This window comes from Pedobacter paludisoli, assembly GCF_052344095.1.
Classification (GTDB): Bacteria; Bacteroidota; Bacteroidia; order Sphingobacteriales; family Sphingobacteriaceae; genus Pedobacter.
On record NZ_CP179926.1, the window covers coordinates 2,439,354 to 2,464,729 of the forward strand.

29 protein-coding genes are annotated in these 25,376 nt (G+C 37.3%); 3 read left to right on the forward strand and 26 right to left on the reverse strand.

Translation table 11 applies throughout. The annotated features are described in order from the left end of the window. Positions 1–5: 5 nt before the first annotated feature. The 9 genes from rplV to ACJVDK_RS09980 all read right to left on the reverse strand — a co-directional run bounded on the left by rplV (position 6) and on the right by ACJVDK_RS09980 (position 5,930). Positions 6–362 (reverse strand): 50S ribosomal protein L22, encoded by a 357-nt coding sequence (gene rplV / locus ACJVDK_RS09940; protein ID WP_443936512.1) that lies wholly within the window; start codon positions 360–362, stop codon positions 6–8. Between the two features lie 7 nt (positions 363–369). Next, positions 370–636, reverse strand: coding sequence for a 30S ribosomal protein S19 (gene rpsS / locus ACJVDK_RS09945; protein WP_443936513.1), 267 nt, complete (start codon positions 634–636; stop codon positions 370–372). Beyond that, positions 636–1,460 (reverse strand): 50S ribosomal protein L2, encoded by an 825-nt coding sequence (gene rplB, locus ACJVDK_RS09950; protein ID WP_443936514.1) that lies wholly within the window; start codon positions 1,458–1,460, stop codon positions 636–638. Before rplB ends, rpsS begins: the two co-directional genes overlap by 1 nt. Positions 1,461–1,480: 20 nt before the next feature. Next, positions 1,481–1,771, reverse strand: a complete 291-nt coding sequence (gene rplW / locus ACJVDK_RS09955; RefSeq protein WP_443936515.1) for a 50S ribosomal protein L23 — start codon at positions 1,769–1,771, stop codon at positions 1,481–1,483. Position 1,772: 1 nt separating this feature from the next. After that, complete coding sequence (gene rplD, locus ACJVDK_RS09960; protein WP_443936516.1) at positions 1,773–2,402, reverse strand: 50S ribosomal protein L4; 630 nt, start codon at positions 2,400–2,402, stop codon at positions 1,773–1,775. Between the two features lie 4 nt (positions 2,403–2,406). Next, positions 2,407–3,024 (reverse strand): 50S ribosomal protein L3, encoded by a 618-nt coding sequence (gene rplC, locus ACJVDK_RS09965; RefSeq protein WP_443936517.1) that lies wholly within the window; start codon positions 3,022–3,024, stop codon positions 2,407–2,409. Positions 3,025–3,196: 172 nt separating this feature from the next. Beyond that, a complete protein-coding gene (locus ACJVDK_RS09970) occupies positions 3,197–3,592 on the reverse strand; it encodes a DUF1634 domain-containing protein (RefSeq protein WP_443936518.1) in 396 nt (131 codons plus the stop codon). Further along, on the reverse strand, positions 3,592–4,428 hold the full coding sequence (locus tag ACJVDK_RS09975; RefSeq protein WP_443936519.1) for a sulfite exporter TauE/SafE family protein: 837 nt from the start codon (positions 4,426–4,428) through the stop codon (positions 3,592–3,594). Before ACJVDK_RS09975 ends, ACJVDK_RS09970 begins: the two co-directional genes overlap by 1 nt. Positions 4,429–4,676: 248 nt before the next feature. After that, positions 4,677–5,930, reverse strand: coding sequence for an NAD(P)-binding domain-containing protein (locus tag ACJVDK_RS09980; protein WP_443936520.1), 1,254 nt, complete (start codon positions 5,928–5,930; stop codon positions 4,677–4,679). Positions 5,931–6,092: 162 nt separating this feature from the next. Here ACJVDK_RS09980 and ACJVDK_RS09985 point away from each other — a divergent pair, with 162 nt between their 5' ends. Beyond that, positions 6,093–6,728 (forward strand): hypothetical protein, encoded by a 636-nt coding sequence (locus ACJVDK_RS09985; protein ID WP_443936521.1) that lies wholly within the window; start codon positions 6,093–6,095, stop codon positions 6,726–6,728. Positions 6,729–6,880: 152 nt separating this feature from the next. On the opposite strand, the gene ACJVDK_RS09990 is transcribed toward ACJVDK_RS09985, so the two are convergent. The 5 genes from ACJVDK_RS09990 to ACJVDK_RS10010 all read right to left on the reverse strand — a co-directional run bounded on the left by ACJVDK_RS09990 (position 6,881) and on the right by ACJVDK_RS10010 (position 13,480). After that, the gene (locus ACJVDK_RS09990) at positions 6,881–8,416 is read right to left on the reverse strand and encodes an IS1182 family transposase (RefSeq protein WP_443936436.1); all 1,536 of its coding nucleotides are present in this window, start codon (positions 8,414–8,416) and stop codon (positions 6,881–6,883) included. 136 nt (positions 8,417–8,552) lie between these two features. Beyond that, positions 8,553–9,449 (reverse strand): PorP/SprF family type IX secretion system membrane protein, encoded by an 897-nt coding sequence (locus ACJVDK_RS09995; protein ID WP_443936522.1) that lies wholly within the window; start codon positions 9,447–9,449, stop codon positions 8,553–8,555. Positions 9,450–9,454: 5 nt separating this feature from the next. Next, positions 9,455–9,964 carry a gliding motility-associated C-terminal domain-containing protein gene (locus ACJVDK_RS10000; protein WP_443936523.1) on the reverse strand — a complete coding sequence of 170 codons (510 nt, stop codon included), beginning with the start codon at positions 9,962–9,964 and terminating at the stop codon, positions 9,455–9,457. A 6-nt stretch (positions 9,965–9,970) separates the two neighbouring features. Continuing rightward, the gene (locus ACJVDK_RS10005; protein ID WP_443936524.1) at positions 9,971–11,866 is read right to left on the reverse strand and encodes a hypothetical protein; all 1,896 of its coding nucleotides are present in this window, start codon (positions 11,864–11,866) and stop codon (positions 9,971–9,973) included. A 270-nt stretch (positions 11,867–12,136) separates the two neighbouring features. Continuing rightward, positions 12,137–13,480, reverse strand: coding sequence for a deoxyguanosinetriphosphate triphosphohydrolase (locus ACJVDK_RS10010; RefSeq protein WP_443936525.1), 1,344 nt, complete (start codon positions 13,478–13,480; stop codon positions 12,137–12,139). Positions 13,481–13,663: 183 nt separating this feature from the next. Between ACJVDK_RS10010 and ACJVDK_RS10015 the strand changes: the two genes are divergently transcribed. Continuing rightward, positions 13,664–13,858, forward strand: a complete 195-nt coding sequence (locus ACJVDK_RS10015) for a YtxH domain-containing protein (RefSeq protein WP_443936526.1) — start codon at positions 13,664–13,666, stop codon at positions 13,856–13,858. 327 nt (positions 13,859–14,185) lie between these two features. On the opposite strand, the gene rpsJ is transcribed toward ACJVDK_RS10015, so the two are convergent. From rpsJ to ACJVDK_RS10050, 7 genes are all read right to left on the reverse strand, one after another. Further along, positions 14,186–14,491, reverse strand: coding sequence for a 30S ribosomal protein S10 (gene rpsJ, locus ACJVDK_RS10020; RefSeq protein ID WP_008244591.1), 306 nt, complete (start codon positions 14,489–14,491; stop codon positions 14,186–14,188). Positions 14,492–14,608: 117 nt separating this feature from the next. Then, entirely contained in the window at positions 14,609–16,723 is a 2,115-nt protein-coding gene (gene fusA, locus ACJVDK_RS10025; RefSeq protein ID WP_443936527.1) for an elongation factor G, read from the reverse strand. A gap of 128 nt (positions 16,724–16,851) precedes the next feature. Next, positions 16,852–17,319, reverse strand: coding sequence for a 30S ribosomal protein S7 (rpsG, locus tag ACJVDK_RS10030; RefSeq protein WP_443936528.1), 468 nt, complete (start codon positions 17,317–17,319; stop codon positions 16,852–16,854). Between the two features lie 17 nt (positions 17,320–17,336). Continuing rightward, positions 17,337–17,750, reverse strand: coding sequence for a 30S ribosomal protein S12 (rpsL, locus tag ACJVDK_RS10035; RefSeq protein ID WP_012780770.1), 414 nt, complete (start codon positions 17,748–17,750; stop codon positions 17,337–17,339). Between the two features lie 459 nt (positions 17,751–18,209). Continuing rightward, the gene (locus tag ACJVDK_RS10040) at positions 18,210–18,833 is read right to left on the reverse strand and encodes a hypothetical protein (RefSeq protein WP_443936529.1); all 624 of its coding nucleotides are present in this window, start codon (positions 18,831–18,833) and stop codon (positions 18,210–18,212) included. A 145-nt stretch (positions 18,834–18,978) separates the two neighbouring features. Then, positions 18,979–19,338: a helix-turn-helix domain-containing protein gene (locus ACJVDK_RS10045; RefSeq protein ID WP_443936530.1), complete on the reverse strand. Its 360-nt coding sequence runs from the start codon at positions 19,336–19,338 to the stop codon at positions 18,979–18,981. Then, the gene (locus tag ACJVDK_RS10050; protein ID WP_443936531.1) at positions 19,322–19,633 is read right to left on the reverse strand and encodes a type II toxin-antitoxin system HigB family toxin; all 312 of its coding nucleotides are present in this window, start codon (positions 19,631–19,633) and stop codon (positions 19,322–19,324) included. Before ACJVDK_RS10050 ends, ACJVDK_RS10045 begins: the two co-directional genes overlap by 17 nt. Before the next feature lie 156 nt (positions 19,634–19,789). Here ACJVDK_RS10050 and ACJVDK_RS10055 point away from each other — a divergent pair, with 156 nt between their 5' ends. Then, a complete protein-coding gene (locus ACJVDK_RS10055) occupies positions 19,790–20,218 on the forward strand; it encodes a CBS domain-containing protein (protein WP_443936532.1) in 429 nt (142 codons plus the stop codon). Here the strand turns inward: ACJVDK_RS10055 and ACJVDK_RS10060 are convergent, their stop codons facing one another. The 5 genes from ACJVDK_RS10060 to ACJVDK_RS10080 form a co-directional block, all read right to left on the reverse strand. After that, entirely contained in the window at positions 20,219–20,611 is a 393-nt protein-coding gene (locus tag ACJVDK_RS10060; RefSeq protein WP_443936533.1) for a bactofilin family protein, read from the reverse strand. 1 nt (position 20,612) lies between these two features. Next, complete coding sequence (locus ACJVDK_RS10065) at positions 20,613–21,452, reverse strand: M23 family metallopeptidase (protein ID WP_443936534.1); 840 nt, start codon at positions 21,450–21,452, stop codon at positions 20,613–20,615. Positions 21,453–21,559: 107 nt separating this feature from the next. After that, the gene (locus ACJVDK_RS10070; RefSeq protein WP_443936535.1) at positions 21,560–23,008 is read right to left on the reverse strand and encodes a M20/M25/M40 family metallo-hydrolase; all 1,449 of its coding nucleotides are present in this window, start codon (positions 23,006–23,008) and stop codon (positions 21,560–21,562) included. A gap of 263 nt (positions 23,009–23,271) precedes the next feature. Continuing rightward, a complete protein-coding gene (locus tag ACJVDK_RS10075; RefSeq protein ID WP_443936536.1) occupies positions 23,272–24,339 on the reverse strand; it encodes a TerC family protein in 1,068 nt (355 codons plus the stop codon). Then, complete coding sequence (locus ACJVDK_RS10080; protein WP_443940046.1) at positions 24,340–25,311, reverse strand: polyprenyl synthetase family protein; 972 nt, start codon at positions 25,309–25,311, stop codon at positions 24,340–24,342. Positions 25,312–25,376 lie beyond the last annotated feature (65 nt).

Genomic DNA, 25,376 nt, shown 5'->3' on the forward strand with positions numbered 1-25,376 from the left:
CTGAATTAGTTTTGAGTTGATTCTACTTTACTATCTACAATCAAAGTTACGTGATTTGAACGTTTACGAATTCTGTAACCACGACCTTGAGGTGCAGGACGTAAGCGCTTAAGCTGACGACCACCATCTACCATGATTGTTTTTACATATAATTCACTTCCGTCAGAAGTTTTACCATTTTTTGCTTCCCAGTTATTAATAGCTGATACTAATAGTTTCTCAACTCGTATTGCAACTTCTTTATTGGTAAACTTTAAAATGCTTAATGCTTTCTCTACACGTTCACCTCTGATAAGATCTACAACCAAACGCATCTTACGCGGTGAGGTTGGACAATTGTTTAATTTTGCTATTGCTTCCATTGTCTAATTATTTTTTCTTTTCAGCGTGTCCTCTGAATGTTCTGGTTGGAGCAAATTCTCCCAACTTGTGACCAACCATGTTTTCTGTTACGTACACAGGGATAAATTTATTTCCGTTGTGTACTGCAAATGTATGACCTACAAATTCTGGTAAGATCATTGATCTGCGTGACCAAGTTTTGATTACAGTTCTTTTGCCTGAATCATTCATAGAGGTAACTTTTTTCTCTACGTTATGGTCAATATAAGGTCCTTTTTTTATCGAACGAGCCATTATTTCTTCCTTCTCTCTATGATGTAACGATTAGAATATTTCTTTAGTTCTCTGGTTTTGTAGCCTTTAGCTAACACACCTTTTCTAGAACGTGGGTGACCACCTGATGATCTACCTTCACCACCACCCATTGGGTGATCTACTGGGTTCATCGCTACCGCTCTTGTTCTCGGACGACGACCTAACCAACGTTTACGACCTGCTTTACCTAATACTTCGTTTGCGTGATCTGAGTTAGATACCGCACCGATTGTAGCTAAACAAGTAACTAAAATTAAACGGGTTTCGCCTGAAGGCATTTTTAAAGTAGCATATTTTCCATCGCGGGCAGCTAATTGTGCGTAAGCACCTGCACTACGAGCTAATTGCGCTCCTTTTCCAGGGTGAATCTCCACGTTGTGGATAATTGAACCTAATGGAATGTTCGATAATTTTAAAGTGTTACCTACTTCTGGAGTAGCTGAATCGCCAGACAATAATGTTTGGCCAACTTGCAATCCTTCAGGAGCAATAATGTAACGTTTCTCACCATCTGCATAGTGTAACAATGCAATGCGTGCAGTACGGTTTGGATCGTATTCTACAGTTGCTACTGTAGCAGGGATATCGAATTTATCGCGTTTGAAATCGATTAAACGATATGCTTTTTTATGACCACCACCCATGTAGCGCATAGTCATTTTACCTGTATTGTTACGTCCACCAGACTTCTTTGATGATACAACCAATGATTTTTCGGGCTTGGTTGCTGTAATCTCCGCAAAACTAGCACCTACTCTAAAGCGGGTACCCGGAGTAACTGGTTTAAATTTTCTTAAGCCCATAGTTATTAATAATTATTAAATTAAAGAGTTGCGTAATAATCTATTGTTTCTCCTGCTTTCAACGTAACAATCGCTTTTTTGTATTTAGGGCTACGGCCTGATACAAAACCTGCTTTTGTATAACGTGATTTAGCTTTTCCATCCACAACCATTGTGTTTACTGCAACGATGGTTACACCGTACATTTTCTCAATAGCCGTTTTGATTTGGATCTTGTTAGCTTTATGACTAACTGCAAACGTGAAACGATTAGATTTCTCAGTTAAAGCTGAAGCTTTTTCGGTTAATATTGGTTTTTTTAAAATTTCCATATTACTTGGCAAATGCCTCCTCCAAAGTTTTAACAGAATCAGTAGTTAACACAAGTACACCTGCATTTAACACATCATAAGTGTTTAAATCTGCAACAGTAATTACTTTTGTTCTCTGAACGTTTCTGCTTGATAAATAGATATTATTATTTTGTGCAGGTAAAACCAACAAAGTTTTCTCGTTACCTACGTTTAACGCAGCGATTAAGCTTGTATAGTTTTTAGTTTTAATTGTATCGAAGTTAAAATCTTCTAATACTACCACGTTGTTATCTTTTGCTTTGTATGCTAAAGCTGATTTACGTGCTAATGATTTTAATTTCTTGTTCAATTTAAAACTGTAATCACGTGGTTGAGGACCAAAAACACGACCACCACCATTGAATAATGGAGATTTAATGCTTCCGGCACGAGCACCACCTGTACCTTTTTGTTTGTATAGCTTGCGAGTAGAACCAGCAATCTCATTACGTTGTTTAGATTTGTGAGTACCTTGACGTTGGTTAGCCAAATACTGTTTTACATCTAAATAGATTGAGTGGTCGTTAGGCTCAATACCAAATACTGATTCAGGAAGTTGCACCTTGGCACCTGTTTCTTTACCTGAAATGTTTAATACTTTAACTTCCATCTGACTACTTATCTAAGATTACGTAAGAACCCTTAGCTCCTGGAACGGAACCACTAACAACTAATAAGTTTTGCTCAGCATAAACTTTCAAAATTTGTAAATTTTGAACTTTTACTCTGTCTCCACCTGTTCTTCCAGCCATGCGCATTCCTTTGAATACACGTGAAGGGAATGACGATGCACCTAATGAACCTGGCGCACGTAAACGGTTATGCTGACCGTGAGTCTGCATACCAACACCGGCAAATCCGTGACGTTTAACAACACCCTGAAAACCTTTACCTTTTGAGGTACCAACAACATCAACAAAATCGCCTTCTGCAAATGCATCTACAGTTACAACATCACCTAAATTAAGTTCAGCTGTAAACGAGTTGAATTCAACAAGTTTGCGTTTTGGAGTTGTGTTTGCTTTCGCGAAATGGCCTTTTAACGGTTGAGTTGTGTTTTTCTCTTTTTTCTCATCGTAACCCAATTGGATTGATGAATACCCGTCTTTTTCTTCGGTCTTTACTTGTGTAACTACACAAGGCCCAGCCTCGATTACCGTACAAGGAATGTTTCTTCCTTCGGCATCAAAGATACTGGTCATTCCTACTTTTTTTCCAATAATTCCTGACATTTTATATTTTTTTTAACACCCATCGAAGCAGTAGGGCTTCGTTCAAGGTGGTTGTTCAATCCCTCGAAAGGGACGGCAAAAATAGAAAATATTTCTTAATTATCAAATAGTTAGGAGAATATTTTTTCAAATAATTTACTGATAGATGGGAAGTTAGCTAGAAAAGTACCGCCTAATGTGCAAAACCGCCATTCAAACTTAAGGCAATAATCGCTAAAATGATACAACCTATTAATACATAGAGATAATCGCGCTCTATTAAGAAGCTAAACAAGGCAAAGCCAATGCGAGCAATAGGTGTAAAAATCAACATCAATACACCAAACTGAACCACTGCCTCTCCTTTAAAGGTTAAAACTCCTTTACAAATAGACACGATGGAACTGTATTGTGCCAATTCTGGTGTAAACACACTGTAATTGGCAATGGCACCCTGATTATGAATGAGGTAGATTACCCCTCCAAGTAAAACGATACTCATTGAAATAATTACACCTGCACGTAAAAGTGTCCCTAAAATAAGTTGAATGTCTTTATCATCGAGTGCTTGTTTCTTTTCAGTGCTCATTACAATCCTCCGGTTAATCCTTTATAAATCATTTGCAGCGCTAAAAGAACCACTACAACAGCAAAAATTTTCTTTAACTTATTTGTGTTTGCATGTATTAATACTTTCGATCCCATACTTGCTCCCGTTAATACCCCTATGCACACTGGCATCGCAATACCCGGGTCTATCTGACCACGATGCAAATATACCACAGCACTTGCAGCTGCTGTTACGCCCATCATAAAGTTACTGGTGGTGGTTGATACTTTAAATGGCAAACGCATGATGTTATCCATAGCAATTACCTTTAAAGCGCCGCTGCCAATGCCCAACAAACCCGAGAGTATCCCTGCAAACAACATCATAAAAAAGCCACCGGGAACGTGTTTTACCGCATACGCATGTTCTACTCCGTTATCGGGATAAAAACCATTTAGCTTAAAAAATTTCGCCCATCTATCGGTACGCTCTTGTGTAGAATGATCCACTTTCTTTTTAAGAGTCATGATGGCAGAAAAGATGAGAATAAAGCCAAAAATTACAGCAATGTAACTTGGCACCAAATAAGCCGCCAATACAGCTCCTCCGATGGCACCCAACGTTGTTGCAATCTCCAGGAACATCCCAAGTCTAATGTTGGTAATACCTTCTTTCACATACGCAGCGGCAGATCCAGAAGAGGTTGCGATAACCGACACAATAGAGGCTCCTACAGCATATTTAATATCGACTCCTAAAACCAATGTTAACAAAGGGATGATGATTACTCCGCCCCCTAATCCAGTTAAAGAGCCAAGTAATCCAGCCAAAAAAGCCCCAACTAGTACAATTAAAGTGAATAACAATACAGACATGGAGGCAAATATAAGCCTCTAGGATTGCTCAAAAGAATTATTAGCACAATAAAATAAAGTCTATATGGTATATGGGAGATAAAGAAAATAACATGTTCTTTCGGCAAAAATCATCGTAGCTCCTTGCAAAGCTATTCAATGAGTACGATTCGCAAATTGCAGGATCAAAACTTTGGCTTCAAAAGAAGCGCCTTACTTTGTAAGCAACCATCAAAAATTGCAAACTTCAAAACCAACATTACAAGCTATTACCCTAACCTTTTAATCATTTGAGCGCTTAAATCTCTACCGTGCTCCAAGCGATTGGTAAAAAATGACTTTGCTGCTTCAAAGTGTTCTTTATATCCTTTTAGGTCTCCGTAACCAATTATAGACGCCCATTCATGAACTGCAGTATGAAATTCTAAATCATCGCCACGAATAGATTTATCGTACAAAGCGGTATGAATAGACTCTTCCAACATGGCGTCGTTCTTAAATAAATATTCGGCAATACCTAAACGTAATTTAAAAGGCGGCGTTTGGCAAATTAAATTATCATACGGATTAACGCCCATTTTATACCACGCGTACACCATGCTCAGTATGCTTAAATGCGAATTCGGTTTTTGATGATGTTGTTCATCCGATAGACTGAACTCTCCCATTACTTTATCATCGAGCAACAATAATTTTCTGCTTTCATGAAACACAAAATCCCGTGCTGCGTAAATTTTCTCCCGAAATTTAACTTCGTTCTCACAAATCATCAACTTATACAATTCTGATTCGGCCTGCGCATAATAACGTACTTGCTTTTGTGCATAGGGATTTAAAATTGCCAGTCCGGCATAGATATGCGACTTATAACTAAAGATGCGAAGCGTGGTTAAAATTTTCACGTTATCAATGCCGCCTACATAAGCCGGGTTATCCCAAGGGAAAAAACCTGCATTTTTCCAAGCAGAGCCCATACTTTCAAAGCCCATGTGTGTAACAGCTTGCGTATCGGCCACAATCTTATCGTGCTCTTTATAATCATCCATTTCAATAATGTTTGATTTTAAAGATTGATAAATCTTCAATGCCTTTTGGTAAACTTCATCGCTTGCACGGTGGCGAACCACCACGAGCGTTTGCCCTTCCGGACTAAAAGCTGGCCCATGCAAAGAGTGGCATGTAACAATTTGGGTATCGGCTGGTAAGTGTTTTTCAAATGCAGCAATTTCGGGATGCTTCACTGAGGTTTGGCCGGCAACAATAGCACCGTATTTGGTTGAGCGCGCAAAAAGGGCGACCACCTCGTCTATTTTCTCCGCTTCTACACAATATATGATGAAATCAGATTTTCTTGCAACCTCATGCCCATCAATTAATACCTCGATTCCTTTGCCTTGTAATTCATTTTTTAATTCATTAAAATGTGCTGGCATATCTGCACCACACACACGATAACCAGCATTTGCAAACGATAAGGCGTATAATTTGCCCATATCGCCCAGACCAATAATTCCAATTTGCATAAAACAAATGTAAACTATCTAACCAAATTCTATACTAAAACCAAGATTATTTTGTTAATACCTATTAATGCTTGTGATAACGGTTAAATACGAATATTCAATACGCAACTGGACAAAGCGTTTATAAAAATGTAGATTTACACTTTAAAGAATTTTTAAACTATGCAAAAAATTAATCACTCTTATTTTCTTTTAGCACTATTACTTGTTTCAAGCATTACTTTTGCGCAAGTTAAACCCGACACAACAAAGGCTATTAAACCGTACGTAAGTCAACCTACTGACCCTTCTTTAAATGGGCAGTATAATTTTCTTTTAGCAAAATCTAAAAGTTCTTATGGTGCTAAATTGATAAATCCCGTACGTTTATCTAGTTTATGGAGAAGCGTGAACGATACATTAAAGAAAGAGCGTAAAGAACTTCAAACCATTAAAAATAATCAGACTGCATTAAGCGATAGCATCACGTTATTAAAAAAAGAAATAAGTGCTAAGGACTCATCTCTAGAAAGCAGTGTTTCAAATGCGGATCAAATAAGTGTTTTGGGTCTTAATATAGATAAAGGCTTATATAGTTTAATTGTTTGGTCTATCATTATTATTCTGGGCCTTGCGTTGGCTTTCTTTATTTTTAGCATAGGCCGATACAAAAACGAAGCGCAACACCGTACTCAATTGTATCAGGAAGTATCTGATGAATTTCAAGCGCACAAAGCAAAGGCGAAGGAAAAAGAAATGAGACTGGCCCGAGAACTGCAAGATGAAAGAAACAAATTGGATGAATTAAGAGGAAGATAATTCATCTTTTATAAACACAAAAGAGGCTGTCCCAAAATACCGAGACGGCCTCTTTTTTATTTTATTTCCAATTTGGTATCATTTGGACATGGTATGGTCTAAAATCAGTTTTAGCTGTTCAATTTTTCAAAAAGCATGAAAAAACAGTCTTTTTAAGCTGCTTTTTTCCTTATATTTTGTGCGATTGCCAATAATCCCCATTCTATTGCCACTTTTTCTTTTCCACGGAGCATAAAGCGGCGGAACCCTTGGTTCTGTTTAATATTTCCGAAAACTGGCTCAACATCATAACATCGTTGCTTTCGCTTCTCAATTCCTTTCTCGCTGTTTAGCAATTGATAAGCTGTTTGTTTATGGCTGAGTAGATTAGTGTTAATTTCTATTATTCGGTTTCCTTGCGATTTATGACAAACACCATTTAATGGGCAATTGCTGCAATTTCTTGCTTGATATCTTTTACTTGTTTGTTCGAAACCGGTACTGGTTTTTCGTTTTGCATCGCCAATGTAATGCATCTGTTGGCCCATTGGGCAGATATAACAATCTTGTTCCTGGTTGTAAAATAACTTGTCGGCTTGAAAGCTTTTCTTACTGGTATATCGTTCATTTTGCTCTTTGTCGAACATATTGTATTTAACATAAGCTTCAATTCCTTTCTGCTCCAATAGTTCGTAATTTTCTTCACTACCATATCCTGCATCTGCGGTAATGCTTTTTAAACTTTTGCCAAAGCTGGTCTCGTGTTGTTCGATGTGGGCTTTTAAAGTGGTGGTATCGGTTGGGTTTGGGTGAATGGTGTAGTTTACAATAAACTGGTTTGAGGTTGATATCTGTACATTATAACCCGCTTTTAACTGGCCATTACGCATATGATCCTCTTTCATACGCATAAATGTGGCATCCTCATCGGTTTTGCTGTAGCTATTGCGATTACCTAAAATAGCCTCTTTTACCTCATATTCAGCTATCTTTTTTGGATATTCTTTACTGATGTATTTCAGCTTGTTTTTAATCTTTTTATTTGCATCGGGATTATCAGCTAATACTTCATTAAGCTTATCTACCGTTGCTTGTACTTTCTCTTTATTTATTTCGGTAAAATCAGGTGGATCAGGAAGTTCATCTTCAGCTTTAGTTATACTTTGGGCATAAGTCCAAATATCGGCTAAAGCCAACTTCATCTTTTCTTTATTGGTTTGAATAGCCTTTTTCCATACAAAAGTATATTTATTGGCATTTGCCTCTATTTTGGTGCCATCGGTATAAACTTCTTCTATACTCAATAAGCCTTCTTCGGCTAATAACAAAACAACTTCTTCGAATATTTTGCGCAAGTGTTCTTTTAAACGAACCCCGCGAAAACGATTAATGGTATTGTGATCTGGATAACTCATTCCACTAAGCCACATAAAGTTAATATTCTCCCGACAAGCAGTTTCTAGTTTCCTGCTGCTATAAACGTTACTTACATACCCATAAACTAGAATCTTTAAGAGCATTTGAGGGTGATAACTCGAGCTGCCTTTGATTTGATAGGCATTTAGCAGGCTTTGGATATTGATTTTGTTTATCACATCGTTAACTATCCTAACTGGGTGCCCTGCAGTTATTAATTCGTCAAATGTAGGTGGAAAAGCCATCATCTGATCTTGGTAATAAGGCTTGAAAACAGGGGTTTTTGACGACATAAATTTCTAAATATTTATACTTAAATATCTGAAATTCAAATGATTAAACAAAATTATTAAACAAGAATTTATCAACTTTTTTTAAAACAAAAAGAGACTGCCTTTTTGAGACAGCCTCTTTTGCTTAGGGTCATTTTTACTTCTTATTTTTGAAATGATATTTTAATCCAATTTCAAAATCCCCATTGGTATAATCTTGCATTTGCCCCGTATTGGTGGTGTACTGAAAAATTATAGAAAACAGATCTTTATTAAATCCACCACCCGCAGTAACACTATTCGTACTGTGATAGATTGCGCTAAACATTAGTTTATTCTGTATAAATTTAAGGTTTGCACCAACATCTATAATCCCATCATAATTTTCAACTCCTCTATAAGCAATTTTCGGCTCAACACTTGTAAAATTGGTATTATCAAAATCGAACTTATAACTTGCGGCAGCATAATAAATAGATTGATCTACTACATTACGCTTAGCATCGCGGTTAAAAATACGCTTCAAATTTGGAACAGATCCCTGAATACTCAATCCTTTGTTTCTGTAGGTTGCACCAAAATCACCATCAATATAGGTTTTGCGGTCGTTAAAACTTGCGATTACATCATCACTTAAATCGGCATTTGCCAATGCATAATCAAAACTCTCATCCATCAATCCCATTGAAATACCGAAATCAAGAAAATCAGAATCACCCATCAATGGCAAATGGTAAGAATATGTGAATGCAAATTTTGTGCGGTTAATCGCTCCGGCACTTTCCTTTAACATGGTAAAGCCTAAACCAACTTTGTTATTTTGCAAGCCATAATCGGCTGTTAGGTATTGATTTTTGGGGCCTCCTTTAATGCCAGACCATTGCACTTTATAACCCGCATTTAAGATTAATCCATTTTCTAATCCCGCCATTGCCGGATTATTTAAAAATTGGTTTTGAAAATAAATGGCTCCCATCGGATTTAACTGTCCATAAGCAAAAGACGCTGTGATCGATAGAAAAAAACCGACTATATAAAATTTTATCTTTTCCAATTTTACTAGTTTTTAAATAAGATGGAGATAAAGCCCTTACTTACCGAGGCTTTACCTAAATCCAATATGTAATAATATGTATCTTCAGCCAGGGGCTTCCCGTCTACGTAACCATCCCAATCATTTTTATAATTGGTAGCAGCAAAAACCGTACGGCCTGCTCTATCAAATATTTTGATTTTATTGGAAGGATAATTCTCCAATCCCTTTACAACAAAGAAATCGTTCTTTCCATCTGCGTTGGGTGTTAAAATATTGTTGACAATCACAATATCAGGCGCGGTGGTTTCAAGCAAAACAGGTTGTAAAAATCCTTGATTTAAAATCAGAGAATTTGTTTGAAAGGTTTGAACCAACACCATTTCTCCTACGCTGAAGTCATACAATTGATTCCCAACCTTTCCATACATGCTGGCTGAGTTTAGAGTAACACCATTGGAGGTTGTTTGCGCATGCGTTACTTCGCCTAAAAGGAAAAACGAAAAAAGCGCCAATAAAAAATATTTCATTTTCATTTGATTCTAATTAAGTGCGAACCACTCATTTCCATCACTTTGAATGGTTAATGATGTACCTGTAACAATGCTGGTTAAAACAGAATCGTCAACCAATTTAATCCCTGTGCCTAATGTGATGGTACCTGCTGCCTGCGATTTAGTAATCACATAAATACGGCCTTTACAGGTTGAAGCTGCTGGTAAATTAAGGGTAACTGCACTTGGGTTGGTCACGCGTACCGAATAATTAGATGCATCTAAGGTTACAGATGAAACAGCTGAAACCAACAACATACTGGTAGAAACTGAACCGTTCACATTTAATGTACTCACTGAAGCAGGTGCGGTTGTGGTAGCTGTTGCTGCATTGGTGTTATTTAAGGTTAATAAACCTCCGTTTGAAGTAAACGTTCCAGAAATTAATGGATACAAGGTATTTGAATTGGCAATAATTAATTTATCGTCACCATTTGTAATTTGCGCACCAGCATTATAACCAATAAAGATATTATTTGAACCTGTACTTGATGAACCAGCATAACTACCTACTGCCGTGTTATAACTTCCCGCCACGTTGCTTGACAACACCAAGGCTCCAATACCGGTATTATGTGAACCTGAAATACTTGCCGACAATACTCTCGAGCCTATAGCGGTATTATAAATACCGCTTAAACTTAACTTAAGTGTATTGTAACCAAAAGCACTATTATCGTATCCAGACATATTTTCACTTAATACTTCCTTACCAAAAGCACTATTTCTTATCGACGCTGAATTGGCAAAATTTGTTTTATAACCAAAAGATGTACTTGTTTCACCCGAGGCACCCAATCTACCCGCTGGCTGATTGTTTACTAAAAAACTAAGGGCTACATTATCAGTATTCCCTAGCAAATTTGTAGCACCATCGCTATTACCGCTGTTACCTTTTAAAGACCAAAAATTACTAAAAGAACTTCTAGCTATCAATTCTGGGACACCTGTAACTGCATTTGTAACGTAGACTTTGCCTGCATCTGCAATACCCGCGCTACCAAGTTTGCGAATAGTAACCGCTGAATCTGCAATTTTAGCCGTTGTTACTGCGTTTGATTTGATGTCAATGGTAACATCTTTCAGTAAGGCTATACTACCATTTGTGCTAACGCTTAAATCGGTTGAGGTTAATGCTTTGGAACCACTTAAATCTGCTGTATTTAAACCTACTGGTTTCCATACCGTACCATCGTACATTAAAACTTGGTTAGCAATTGGAGCCGAGGCAGAGAGTGTTTTTCCTTGTAAGGAGGCAATAGTCGGACTAGGATAATTGCCACTTAAATCGCCTGAGGCAACACCTGTTGATGGGCCAACCGGACCTTGAGGGCCTTGAGGACCTACTGCACCAGTTGCACCTGTTAGACCGGTAGCTCCCGTTAAACCAATTGAACCTTGTGGCCCTGTAGCACCTGTTGCTCCAACAGGGCCTACAGCACCAGTATCACCTTTGTCGCCTTTAGGGCCTACTGGTCCATTTGCAGAATACAATGCATAAGGAACACTTAACAATTGAGCGGTACCGGCAATCGTGAAATTACTTCCGTTTTCGGGATCAATTTCCACGCGCACAAACTTTAGTCCTGATGACCAACTTACACCTGCAATGGTACCCGTAACTGCACTAGCACCACTACTACCGATCATTACACTATATAAACCATATGCATTGGTTTGCACAGTTCTGGTCTCGGTGTATTGAACAGTTCCCATGGTTGATCCATCAAGAATGCTAATTTTCAACGAGATATTTTTACTTGCTAAGGGTGATCCGTTCGGATTACGGGCTGCACCCTGATAATTAAACTGTTGAGGAGCTTGTGCTTTCACAGAAATAGCCATACCTAGACACAGTACGGCCGCGAGAAACATTTTTTTCATAAAAAGGGATATACAAAAATAGGGTTTGGGACGATTTAAAAGGAAATCGTTAACGTCCAAATCTACCAAATAGTATGTCCACTTTAATTTGGGATTACTAAAAATTAAGTACTAATAGCCCTTACTTAAAACAACCATTTGTTAATCAAATGATTAATTTTCAAATCTCTCCTATTTTTTACAAAACCCTCGCTAAAAAGCTGCATTTGACCTTAAAAAATCGCATTATTCAGCCTACTTACTGTATTTTTAGCAAGTCAAATTACCCTTTTAGGTTTCTGAAGGGAAAGAAATTCCCTTAATATTTCGATACAAATCAACCGCATATAAGTCCGTCATTCCTGACACAAAATCTAACACACTTTGTGTTCTAGAATAAATGTCTTCTTTATCCATATGATACTGTTTAGGAATCAGTTTTACTAATTTTTTATAGTAATGCGTGTTGTTGTGAATTAACGCCGGCACAAATTCTTCCAATAAGCCCGCCATAATTTTATAGCCCGCTACCTCTTTTTGAATCACGGATGAGAAATTATAGATTCTTTCAACCGATATTTTTTCTATCGACTTCCAAGCTGTCAAATACGGTTCTGGCAACAAATCGGTTAAACTTTTATTCAAAGTCCCCGCCAACAAAGATTCCTGTTCGCGATAAAATATCTCCGAGCAAATTTTAGTTAACGTGTTGATGGCCTTTGCACGCAATAAACCAACCTTAGCATCATCATCTTCATAGTCATTTTTTAAACGATCCTCAATGGTAGTCGAATTTGCAAAGGGCAACAAGTATCCTTTAACTTCTTCATAAGAAAGAATTTTTAAGCGATGTGCATCTTCTAAATCGATGATACTATAACAAATATCGTCGGCAGCTTCTACCAAAAACACTAAAGGATGACGTTTATAAATTAAGTACTCATGTTCTTCTTTCTCAAGCCTCAATTCATTCGCAATTCGTGTAAAAGTCTCTTCTTCTGACTGAAAGAAGCCATACTTTTTTCGGTGAAGTAAACCTTTTTGCTTACCGGCAATGGAGGCGCAAGGATATTTTGCTATCGATGCCAAGGTAGAATAGGTTAATGCATAGGCATCGTTTCCTTTACCGCGTAATGGATGTGTTAATATCCGAATAGCATTTGCATTCCCCTCAAAATTGATTAAATCGTGCCATTGCCTATCGGTCATTTCTTTTTGATATTGCCGACCATCACCATCGGTAAAATAGCGAGAAATAGCTGCTTCACCAGAATGTCCAAAAGCCGGATTCCCCAAGTCGTGTGCCAATGCAGCCGCAGCTACAATGTTCCCAACTTCGGTTAGCATAGGCGTGTCTTTTAACAACGCTGGCAACTTCTCTTCCAACTCATTTAAGAAAAGATTCGCCATAGAACGAGCAACACTTGCAACCTCTAAACTGTGTGTTAAACGATTGTGTACAAATACACTCCCAGGCAATGGAAAAACCTGCGTTTTATTTTGTAAACGACGGAAAGGAGATGAGAAAATTAAACGATCGTAGTCTCTTTGAAAATCCGAACGAGCTCTATCGGTGCTAGCGCCGTATTGTTCCTGACCAAATCTTTTATTCGAAAGTAAATATTTCCACTCCATGTATACCGTATTACCTAATTAAGGCACCAAGTTAAGCAAAGTGTTGTTGATGGCACAAAAAATTTTGACTCATAAACTCCTTTTTTTTCTCAAAAAAAGTAAACCATTTCAAAATCAAAATGTTGTAATAACTGAAGGAGATGAACAAAAAGCATCTCAACAAAAATTAAACATCAACGTAACATGGGACTTATGAAATATGCCCTAGTGGGGGCTGCAGCAATTTATGGTTATAAATTAGCTACCAAAAAGAGAATTTGCGATCAAAAATCATTTGTTGATGATTTGCAAGAGAATGCAGAGAAATGGAAAAACCGGGCCAAAGATGCGGTCGAGAAACTTCGATGCGACATGGCGCAAACCATCAATATGTACTAAAACTATACTGTGAGCATTCCTGCATTGACATAAATCAAAAAACATAGAAGATTGATTGACATTTTGTATAAGTTTTTGAACTTTGTATGCAATTAACACTCGCATTAAAGATTATTTAAATCCTGTAAATAATAATACGGGCAATAGTATTTGTTCCGTTTTAATGTAATTACGCTTGTTGAGTTTTAATTGTATTCTCATCTACCATGAAAATTCATTAAACAAAGAAGAGAACAACTGCTGTTCTCTTCTTTAATTTATGCGTTAAAAAGGCAAAAAAAAAGCTCCAATTTGCATTGGAACTTTTTCAATTCGATTTAAAATCAATTAAACTTTGATTTCAACTTCAACACCGCTAGGTAATTCAAGTTTCATTAAAGCATCAACTGTTTTAGAGTTCGAGCTATAAATATCTAATAAGCGTTTGTAAGCGCATAATTGGAATTGCTCTCTTGCTTTCTTGTTTACGTGCGGAGAACGTAAAACAGTAAAGATTTTTTTCTCTGTAGGAAGTGGAATTGGACCACTTACAACTGCACCCGTAGGTTTAACAGTTTTTACGATTTTCTCAGCAGATTTATCTACTAAATTATAATCGTAAGATTTTAATTTAATTCTGATTCTTTGGCTCATGTTATTTATTTAATTAAGACCAATGTTAGAGCTATTAATAACAAGGGTCGGTTTTATCTTTTAATAAGGTGTAAGGCTTAGGGTTAAAACCCTTATGCCTTACGCCTTATTTCTTAATTAGTCGATTGATTTAACTCTACCTTTAGACTTAGCAATTACTTCGTCTTGAACGTTTTTAGGCGCTGGCTCGTAGTGATCAAATTCCATTGTAGAAGTTGCACGACCTGAAGTAATGGTACGTAACTGCGTTACATAACCAAACATTTCTGAAAGTGGAACCAATGCTTTGATAACTTGAGATCCATTACGAGTATCCATACCTTGTAATTGACCACGACGACGGTTCATATCACCGATAACATCACCCATGTTTTCTTCAGGGGTTAAGATTTCGATTTTCATGATAGGCTCCATCAACGCTGGTTTACATTTAGGTAATGCTTCGCGATATGCCATACGAGCTGCAAGCTCAAATGATAAAGCATCTGAATCGACTGCGTGGAATGAACCATCAATCAAACGTACTTTCATATCTGGAAGTGGATAACCAGCTAATACACCGTTTGCCATTGCAGAAGCAAATCCTTTCTCAACTGAAGGGATAAATTCACGAGGAATTGCACCACCAACAATTTCGTTTACGAATTGTAAGCCACCTTTCTCGAAATCGGCATCGATTGGAGAAATAACAATTTTAATATCGGCAAATTTACCACGACCACCTGATTGTTTTTTGTAAACTTCACGGTGTTCTGCGCTTCCGAAGATAGCCTCTTTGTACGCTACTTGTGGAGCACCTTGGTTAACTTCTACTTTAAATTCGCGTTTTAAACGGTCAATTAAAATATCTAAGTGAAGCTCACCCATACCAGAGATAACTGTTTGACCAGTTTCTTGATCTGTTTCTACTTTAAATGTAGGATCTTCCTCAGCTAATTTACCTAAAGCTAATCCTAATTTATCAACGTCAGCTTGCGTTTTAGGCTCAATTGCTAAACCGATAACTGGATCAGGGAATACCATTGATTCAAGAACAACAGGGTTTTTCTCTTCACAAAGTGTATCACCCGTTTTGATATCTTTAAAACCAACTACAGCAGCAATATCACCAGCAGCTACGTTAGGAACTGGGTTTTGCTTGTTTGCGTGCATTTGGAAAATACGCGAAATACGCTCTTTACTTTCTGAACGTGTATTGTATACGTAAGAACCCGCTTCTAAGTTACCCGAATAAACACGGATAAAACATAAACGACCTACGAAAGGATCCGTTGCAATTTTAAATGCTAAAGCTGCAAAAGGCTCATCAATACTAGGTTTTAATAAAACTTCTTCGTTTGTATCTGGATTTGTACCTACAACACCTTCAGAATCTAAAGGAGAAGGCAATAATTCCATTACATAATCCAACATGGTTTGAACACCTTTGTTTTTGAAAGATGAACCACATACCATAGGAACAATTTTAGCATCTAAAACAGCTGCACGTAAAGCGTCTAATACTTCGCGTTCAGTAATCGTTTCAGGAGCTTCGAAGAATTTCTCCATTAGAGACTCATCATAATCAGCAACTGATTCTAATAATTTCTCTCTCCACTCAGCAACCTCATCTAACATATCATCAGGAATTGGCACCTCTGTAAAAGTCATCCCTTTATCGTGCTCGTTCCAAACGATACCACGGTTGTTGATTAAATCAACCACACCTTTAAACTGATCTTCAGAACCGATAGGCAATTGCAATGGAACTGCATTACTACCTAACATTTCTTTTACTTGTTTAACAACTTTTAAGAAATCAGCACCTGAACGGTCCATTTTGTTAACGAAACCGATACGTGCAACATTATAGTTGTTTGCTAAACGCCAGTTCGTTTCAGATTGAGGCTCAACACCATCAACTGCAGAGAACAAAAACACTAAACCATCTAATACACGTAACGAGCGGTTTACCTCTACGGTAAAATCCACGTGTCCCGGAGTATCAATGATGTTCATGTGATAGTTCTGGTTTCTGTATTTCCAGTTAACTGTTGTTGCAGCAGAAGTAATGGTAATACCACGCTCTTGCTCTTGTGCCATCCAGTCCATGGTTGCAGCACCTTCGTGTACCTCACCAATTTTATGACTTACACCAGCATAATAAAGAATACGCTCAGTTGTTGTAGTTTTACCTGCATCAATGTGAGCCGCGATTCCAATATTTCTTGTAAATTTTAAATCTCTTGCCATGTTATTTTTTTGATTTATCTGATTTTAAATGATTACACCGATTATGTAAAAAACAAATCGGTGCAATTTATCTAATCAGTATAATCTTCTAATTAAATCTGTGTAATCTTACTAATTTGCGAATGATACTAGAAACGGAAGTGAGAGAACGCTTTGTTAGCCTCAGCCATTTTATGCGTATCTTCTTTCTTCTTAACAGCAGCACCTTCACCTTTAGCAGCAGCTACGATTTCGCCAGCTAATTTCTCTTTCATGGTTTTTTCACCACGTCTACGAGCATATAAAATTAACCATTTCATACCTAAAGCTGTTTTACGCTCTGGTCTAACCTCAGTTGGAACTTGGAAGTTAGCACCACCAACACGACGAGATTTAACCTCTACAGCTGGCATAATATTCGCTAATGCACGTTTAAATACTTCTAAACCGTTTTCACCTGCTTTTTTCTCAGCAATTTCAACAGCATCGTAAAAAATAGAATATGCGATCGATTTTTTTCCATCGTACATCATATTGTTTACAAAACGAGTTACCTGAACATCATTAAATTTTGGATCAGGAAGAATAATTCTCTTTTTTGGTTTTGACTTTCTCATTTCTTATTTCCTCCCGATTATTTTTTCTTTCCTTTTGCAGGCGCAGCAGCTACTTGACCTGGTTTAGGACGTTTAGTACCATATTTAGAACGACGTTGGTTACGACCAGCTACACCTGAAGTATCTAATGCACCACGGATGATGTGATAACGTACACCTGGTAAATCTTTCACACGACCACCACGGATCAATACGATTGAGTGCTCTTGTAAGTTGTGACCCTCTCCTGGAATGTAAGCATTCACCTCTTTACCGTTCGTTAAACGAACACGGGCTACTTTACGCATTGCTGAGTTTGGTTTTTTAGGGGTAGTGGTGTACACACGTGTACATACACCTCTTCGCTGTGGACAGCTGTCCAACGCTGGAGACTTACTCTTGAACTCCAGTGCTACTCTACCTTTTCTAACTAATTGTTGAATGGTTGGCATTGTGCTTTTTTATATTTTTTATTTAAAAATTTTTACCGCTCCCCCGGCTAGATAGTTCTAGCCCATAAAACGGACTGCAAAAGTAGAACAATTCTTTTTAAAAATCAAGGGGTTAGATGAAAAAAGTTTGAAGTAGCGAGCTTGACATCAAGAGCACTAAGTCTAGAGTAGTAAGTCATTAATCTTCAGTTGGTAGATTATTGGCTAATAAGGTATTACAAAGCGGTATTTTGAATGAGCCGAAGCAATTTGTGTATTTCTGAGCACAAACTTAACTCGCTTTAAACTTTTTGCTTTAGCTTTTAAACTTTATAAGAAAAGCAAAACCTGTAATTCTTTGGTTGGCTTCGGGCCCGTCGTTCGCTTTACTTCGTTACACTCCGTGTTCGCTCCCACCGGGTTTATTTTACCAAGGGGTGTGATTCTTTTTAATATAAGCGCCTAGAGATAAATAGAAAACTAAACATTATTAATTAAAAATCCGATTGCAAAAACCAAAACTGAGACAACAAATGAACCAATCGAAAAAAATAAAAACCAATTACAAATTTTAGAATATTTGAGAAAATTATACTTCGTTTCTTTCAAATATTTCAACTCCTTTCTTGAAAGGTTGAATGCTTTACAAATTGAATCACGAACATACATATTGCCCAGATAAAAATCCTTCCTTGCCCATTTACGAAGCATATCGTATCTATCTAGCAATGTTTTTTTCAGAGCAACATCTTGTACTTCGGTTCTTTCCCCTAAACCATCCACAAAATCATATAAATTTTCTCCAAAATATGAAAGAAGCCTTTCAAGCAAGATAGGAATAGGAGTATCGACAGGCAAATCTTCAGCATCGATTTCAATATCATTACTATCCTGTACTAAAGCATCTTCTAAATAGCCAATTGACGAAACAATATGATACCTAAATCCAAAAAAAAATATTCTATATAAAACCCCTGATATCATTGATATAACTAACAAAATAATTACCCAAGCAATCAAATTTTTATTTAAAATCAGATAAACCTTATCTGTATTTATTATAATCAATGTGATAGAAGCAACACCAAGCCCAATTATCCACAAGATAAATTTGTCATAATACTCAAATTGAAATTTTTGTGTTTCATCAAATCTTTTAAAAACATGTAAGTATTATTTCTGAACACTATAAAAAGGCCTATCCATATATTAATTTATTAAAAAAGACAATTCGATCAAAAATTATCACTTAATACGCCCCAATCAAACTCTCGGCAGGTATCTTTAAAACCGCGTGCAATTTTCGAATCATACTTAAACTTAGCTTGCGTTTGCCACTTAAAATTTCCGATTGACGACTTCGGGCACCTAAAATTTTAGATAGCTCCGTTGGCGTTTTCCCCAATTGTTCTAGTCTAAATTTAATGGCTTCAATTGGCGATGGTGGTAAAATTGGATAATGATTTTCCTCATAATGCTCAATTAGCAAGGTGAGCAAATCCAATTCATCCGCTTCTTTAGTATCCAATACCATGTCTTTCTGCATTAGTTGGTAAGCTTTCTCTAAAGCCAACTCATACTCTTCTTCGGTTTTAATTACTTTTACCATATTTTACCTCCTCAACCTTAATTTTATCGTAATCAGCATGTGTACCTACCCAAACAATAAAAACAATTTTAAGTTTAAATTCTATATCCGCTATTAATCTAAAATCGTTTCCTTTAATATTAAATACAAAACGCTTACCTGTTATAACATCTGCAGTTGCATAAACCTTAATCACATCTCCAGGCATCAACCAATCATGCCCAACAACCTCAGCATACCAAGCTTCTAAACTAGCCTTCGCAGCTCCCTGTTTTTTATAAAAATTAACAAGCGTTTTTTTAGCAATAATTCGCATCGTGTAAAGATACGAAAATAATTACCAAATTGGTAACAACTATTTTCCCTCTAATTTACAGCTAAACAATCTTAATATCTTAGCAACAAAAACCATCATAAACTATTGATAATAAGAAAATTATTCCTTAAATTAACTTAACCAAATAAAAGTGTTATGAAATCAGTTAAACATCTGCTTGATACCAAACAAGCCAACATCTTTTCGGTTACAGGAAATACATCTGTTTTTGAAGCACTAAAAGTTATGACCGACAAAAATATCAGCGCAGTACTTGTAATGGAAAATGATCAATTAAAAGGCATTTTTACCGAACGCGATTACGCCCGTAAAATTATTTTAGAAGGAAAATCATCAAAAGATACTTTGATTGTTGAAGCGATGACCCCCAACCCTATTTCGGTTACCTTAACCGACTCCATTGATACTTGCATGGAAATTATGACCAATAAACACATTCGGCATTTACCCATCGTAGTAGCAAATGAAGTAAAAGGAATGGTATCAATCGGCAATGTTGTGAAATTTATTATCGCCGACCAAAAGCAAACCATTTCGCAATTAGAAAGCTATATCAGTGGGTAATTACAATGCGGCAGATACTTCTTCCTTACTGATAAATTGTTTCATTTCCAATTTACCATTGTATTGCGCCCCTAACTCGATCTCCAAAATCTCAGTTTTAATGTCGCCTTCCACTTTTCCCGATTGCTTAATCTCCAATTGATTGGCCTTTACATTTCCTTTTACCGAACCGTAAATAATGGCCGATTTTGTATCCACGTTACCGTTAACCACACCCTTTTCACCCAAAACAACCCCTGCTTCTACCAGTACATCGCCATTTACCGTACCATCTATCCGAATAACCAACTGTCCCTTAATTGTACCATCAATTACAATGTCCTCGCCAATTACAGTCGTTATTTCTTGTTGGTTTATGGCCAATGGTTGTGTTTGCTTGTTTTTCTTAAACATACTATTCTAAGGTTAAAAAGGATCTTGGATTTATAACTTTACCGTTTTTATGAATTTCGTAATGCAAATGTGGTCCGGTTGAGCGGCCTGTTGAACCAACTTTACCGATATAATTCCCCGATTCGATGCTTTGACCATTTCGAACCAAAATACGCGATAAATGCCCATAATAGGTTTGAAAACCATTACCGTGTTGAATAACAACGCAATTGCCATATCCGCCCCTACTACCTGCAAAAATAATTTTTCCGTTCGCAGTTGCTTTCACTAAATCGCCATAAGATGCACGAATATCTAGCCCTTTATGGGTTTCTACATTCTCGCCTGTAAACGGATTTTCGCGGTGCCCATATCCCGAAGTTATTACTCCTTTAAAGGGATAGCCCATTGGCGTAAAAGCAACATTTCGTTCAATTCTATTCAAATAACTTTCGTAAAAAACGGCTATTTCTTCTTCCGATAACAAATCGTTGCTGCTCTCGCCACCTTTATTCTCGGTCAAAATAGGTTTTATTCCGCGGGCTTTGAGGTACTTATTTATTTTAACCAGCTTTTTGTCAATAGAAGCGTAGTATTTTTTCAAGGAGGTGGTATCAACAGCTGATAATTGCTGTTTGTGTTTTTTAATTTCTTTTTCCAGCCTCACTTGTACTAAATCAGCATCGGTTTTACTTTTTAGAAGATATCCAATACTGACTATTAAGAGAATAAAAACGCCAACAATGGTTAAAACATATTTTTTCCAATGCAATACATAATTTGTAGGAATTTGAATTGGCTTTCTAGCAGTTTGATTCTTATCGACAAGAATAATGGTGGTTTTATTACGCAACTTCGCCATTATGGTGATTAATTTATCTGGTTGAATAACAAATATATCATTTCATTAAACTACCTCGAAAGAAAATTTAACATTTAACATTTAGCACCAAGGTTTTAAAGCAAATATTATTTCCAGCGCCATTCGCCGGCAATGGTTAAGGGCTCTTTTAAATTTTGTGCTTCTAAGAAGGCTTTCAGTTCGGCATCACTTTGAACAGCCACCGGAATTTTTGGTGTATTTGCTAATGCATAAACCAGCATGGCGCTGTAACGAACAGTGTTTTTCAGCTCTTGCTCATCTACTAATTTAAATGAATCGCCATCAGAATGGTAAAACGGTCCTGAGTTATTGGGTAGCTTTCCACCAAAGCCGCCGCCCGTTGGAATTCCTTCTAACATAAAAGGTTGATGATCGCTGTGGAGCCCGGCACTGGCATTAAATTTATTCTTAAAGCCCGTATCAATCTTCATAATGTCGGCACCCCAGGCATTAAACAATTCTTTCATTTCAACACGCGAAGTGGTAAAACCTTTCGGGTCGTTGGTCATGTCGTAATTGAGCATGAACTTTACCTCTTTTAACGTTTTATTCTTTTTTGCTTGCTCCACATAGGCTTTTGAGCCCAACAAACCTTGTTCCTCACCCATAAAAAGCACAAATTCTACATTTCGCTTGGTGGATAAGTTCAATTTTTTAAACGTTCTAGCCATGTCTAATATGGCAAAAGAGCCAATTCCATTATCGATTGCTCCGGTGGCTAAATCCCAGCTATCTAAGTGCCCGCCAACAACAATTTTTTCCTTCGGAAATTCAGTTCCTTTAAAGGTAGCGATCACGTTTCTCGCTTTTATGACGCCCGAAAAATTGGTCATGCTGATGCGCGCCACCTGCGTTTGCGTCTTTAACTTTTCTTTTAAAGCCATACCATCTTTCAGACCTATGCACACCGCTGGAATTGGGATTAACTTTCCAGTAACCGATGCTGTACCAGTTAATAGGACGCCATCTTTTACGGTATTGATGATAATAACCCCTTTTGCACCATATTTTGTGGCAATTGCTGTTTTTTCAGAGCGGTGCAAAGATTTGGTGCCCGGCTCTGAACCTGGCAACACCCCCAAATAGATTAAGGCTATTTTATTTTTATACTTTGCGGGATTTGCCTGATAATCGGCCTCTAATCCATTTCCAGCATCCACAATTTCGGCCGTAATATCTGCTTTTACGGGTGAATGTGCTAAGGTTACAGCTTTCAGTTTGGCTAAACTGTTTATGTCAGCCCCTATTGCTACATCAATTGTTTTTCTGCTCCAACTTTCTACTGAAAAGGGTTGAAATTTAACATCGCAACCGTATGATTTTAATAAATCATACGCATATTGCTCTGCTTTTTCCCCGTTTACGGAACCGGTTAAACGGTGTCCGATGGTTTCTGTTTCGTATTTTAAATTTTGATATGCTTTTGAGTTTTGTTGTACCTCGGTATTGATTTGCGAAAAAATAGCGCCAAAATGGTCTTGCGCCTGAGCAAAACAGGTTGTACAAAGAAATGCTGCTGCAAATAGGTATTTCATGAATTTTAGTTTGGTGGTTGAAAATACAAATTATTTAAGAGCCCTGATAACTTGTAACGTTTATTTTGCGCTGCCAAATGTTTCATCATGGCAGACAAACAAGACTTAAAAAAACAACGCTAAAAGATAGGCGTATTGCCGGGAAACGTTAAAAATTTTTACAGGCCTTGCCCGTTAAACCCGATTGAAGCGAGCATTCCGTTTTTCATCGGAATAAAGCGGAAAGCGGGACAAACGTTGTGTGACAGCAGATAATTGCTTTTCTACTTTTGTTGCTCTTCTGAGTGCTTAATCCCTTTTCTTTTCGGAAAAATTAAAGAGGCAACGATGCTGATGGTTAAAATACTAACGATGATAATGAGTGAATGCTCGGTACTAAAACCCCATTTTTCGAGGTACGTGTGGGTGAGCATTTTAAAGCCGATAAAGGTTAAAAGCACGGCTAAACCAGTTTTGAGGTAATGAAATTTGTGAATGATGTTAACCAATAGAAAGAACATGGAACGTAAGCCCATGATGGCAAAAATATTGGAGAAAAACACGATGTACGGATCTTTTGTTACAGCAAAAATGGCAGGAATAGAATCGACAGCGAACAGTAAATCGGTAAATTCGACGATGAGCAAAACCAAAAACAAAGGCGTTACAAAGCGTTTGTGATTGATGGTTACGAAGAATTTTTTGCCTTCATAGTGTGGATGGATGGCAAAAATTTTAGACGCCCACTTCACTACTGTATGATTTTCAGGATCAATTTTTTCATCTTCCTTATCGAAAAACATTTTAATTCCTGTGAAAACAAGAAAGGCTCCGAAGATGTACAAAATCCAAGCAAACTTTGCAATGAGGGCCGCTCCAACAAAAACAAAGATAAAACGCATCACAATAGCGCCCAAAATACCCCAGAACAAAACACGATGATAGTATTTCTCTTCTACGGCAAAGGCTGAAAAGATAAGCACGATAACGAAAATATTATCGACAGATAGGGCGTATTCGATGACATAACCGGTAAGAAATTCGAGGCCAAGGTTTTGTTTATAGAGTTGTAAACTTTGTTCGAAATTATCGGGGATGAGGGTAATTCGGTGGTGATGGACTTCTACAATTTTCTGTAATTGCGCAAAATTTGTAATCCCGTGTAGGGCTTGACCTTCGCTCAGAAGCAAAAAATAAAAACCGATAGCCAGTGCAACCATGATAAAACTCATGATACCAGCTTGTTTTAAACTAACCACATGTTCTTTTCGGCTAAACAAGCCTAAATCGAGCGCTAATATTAGCACAATGAACACTAAAAAACCAATGCTAAATAATAGCTCGTTTCCCATTTATTTTTTTCGTTCTGTGGTATATAAAACCAATTGTTCAAGTCCAGTTCTAGCTTCGCAAGGTTCAAATTGATGCAAAATATCGAATGCTTCTTTTTGGTATTCTTCCATTTTTTGATTGGCATAATGCACACCTTGCTTGGCATTAACAAAATCGATTACTTCCTGAATTTTTGCCGATTCATCTTGGTGATTTTTCACCAGATTGATAATTCGTTTGCGTTCAGCTTTCTCGGCTTTGTTGAGCGCATAAATTAACGGTAAGGTAACCTTTTTTTCTTTGATATCGATACCGATAGGTTTGCCTACATCGTCGGTTCCAAAATCAAAGGTATCGTCTTTAATTTGGAAAGCGATTCCTACTTTTTCGCCAAATAGGCGCATTTTTTCAATGGTTGCATCGTCTGCGCCAGCCGAAGCCGCTCCCGCAGCACAACAAGAGGCTATTAATGAAGCGGTTTTTTGGCGAATTACTTCGAAATATAATTCTTCGGAGATATCCATTTTTCGAACCTTTTCAACTTGCAACAATTCGCCTTCGCTCATTTGTTTTACAGCTTCGGATACAATTTGTAACAATCGATGTTCGTTATTGTTTACCGAGAGCAGCAGTCCTTTTGCTAAAAGGTAATCGCCTACTAAAACAGCGATTTTATTTTTCCATAGCGCATTAATGGAAAAAAATCCCCGACGCTCATATGCATTATCCACCACATCGTCGTGTACAAGTGTTGCCGTATGCAACAATTCTACCAATGCAGCTCCGCGATGCGTAGACTCGGTTATTCCACCACACAGTTTAGCAGCAAAAAACACAAACATAGGCCGCATCTGCTTGCCTTTTTGTTTTACAATATAATGGGTTATCCTATCAAGCAATGGTGCATCGCTTTGCATAGATTCCTTAAAGGTTTTTTCAAACGCTTTAATATCTGCTTCTATAGGTTTTTTAATCTGATCGATTCCCGGCATTAAGTCGAAAAATTTTGATTGCAAACTTAGGTTAAATTCCTATAAAAGTTTACATTTAGTGGCGT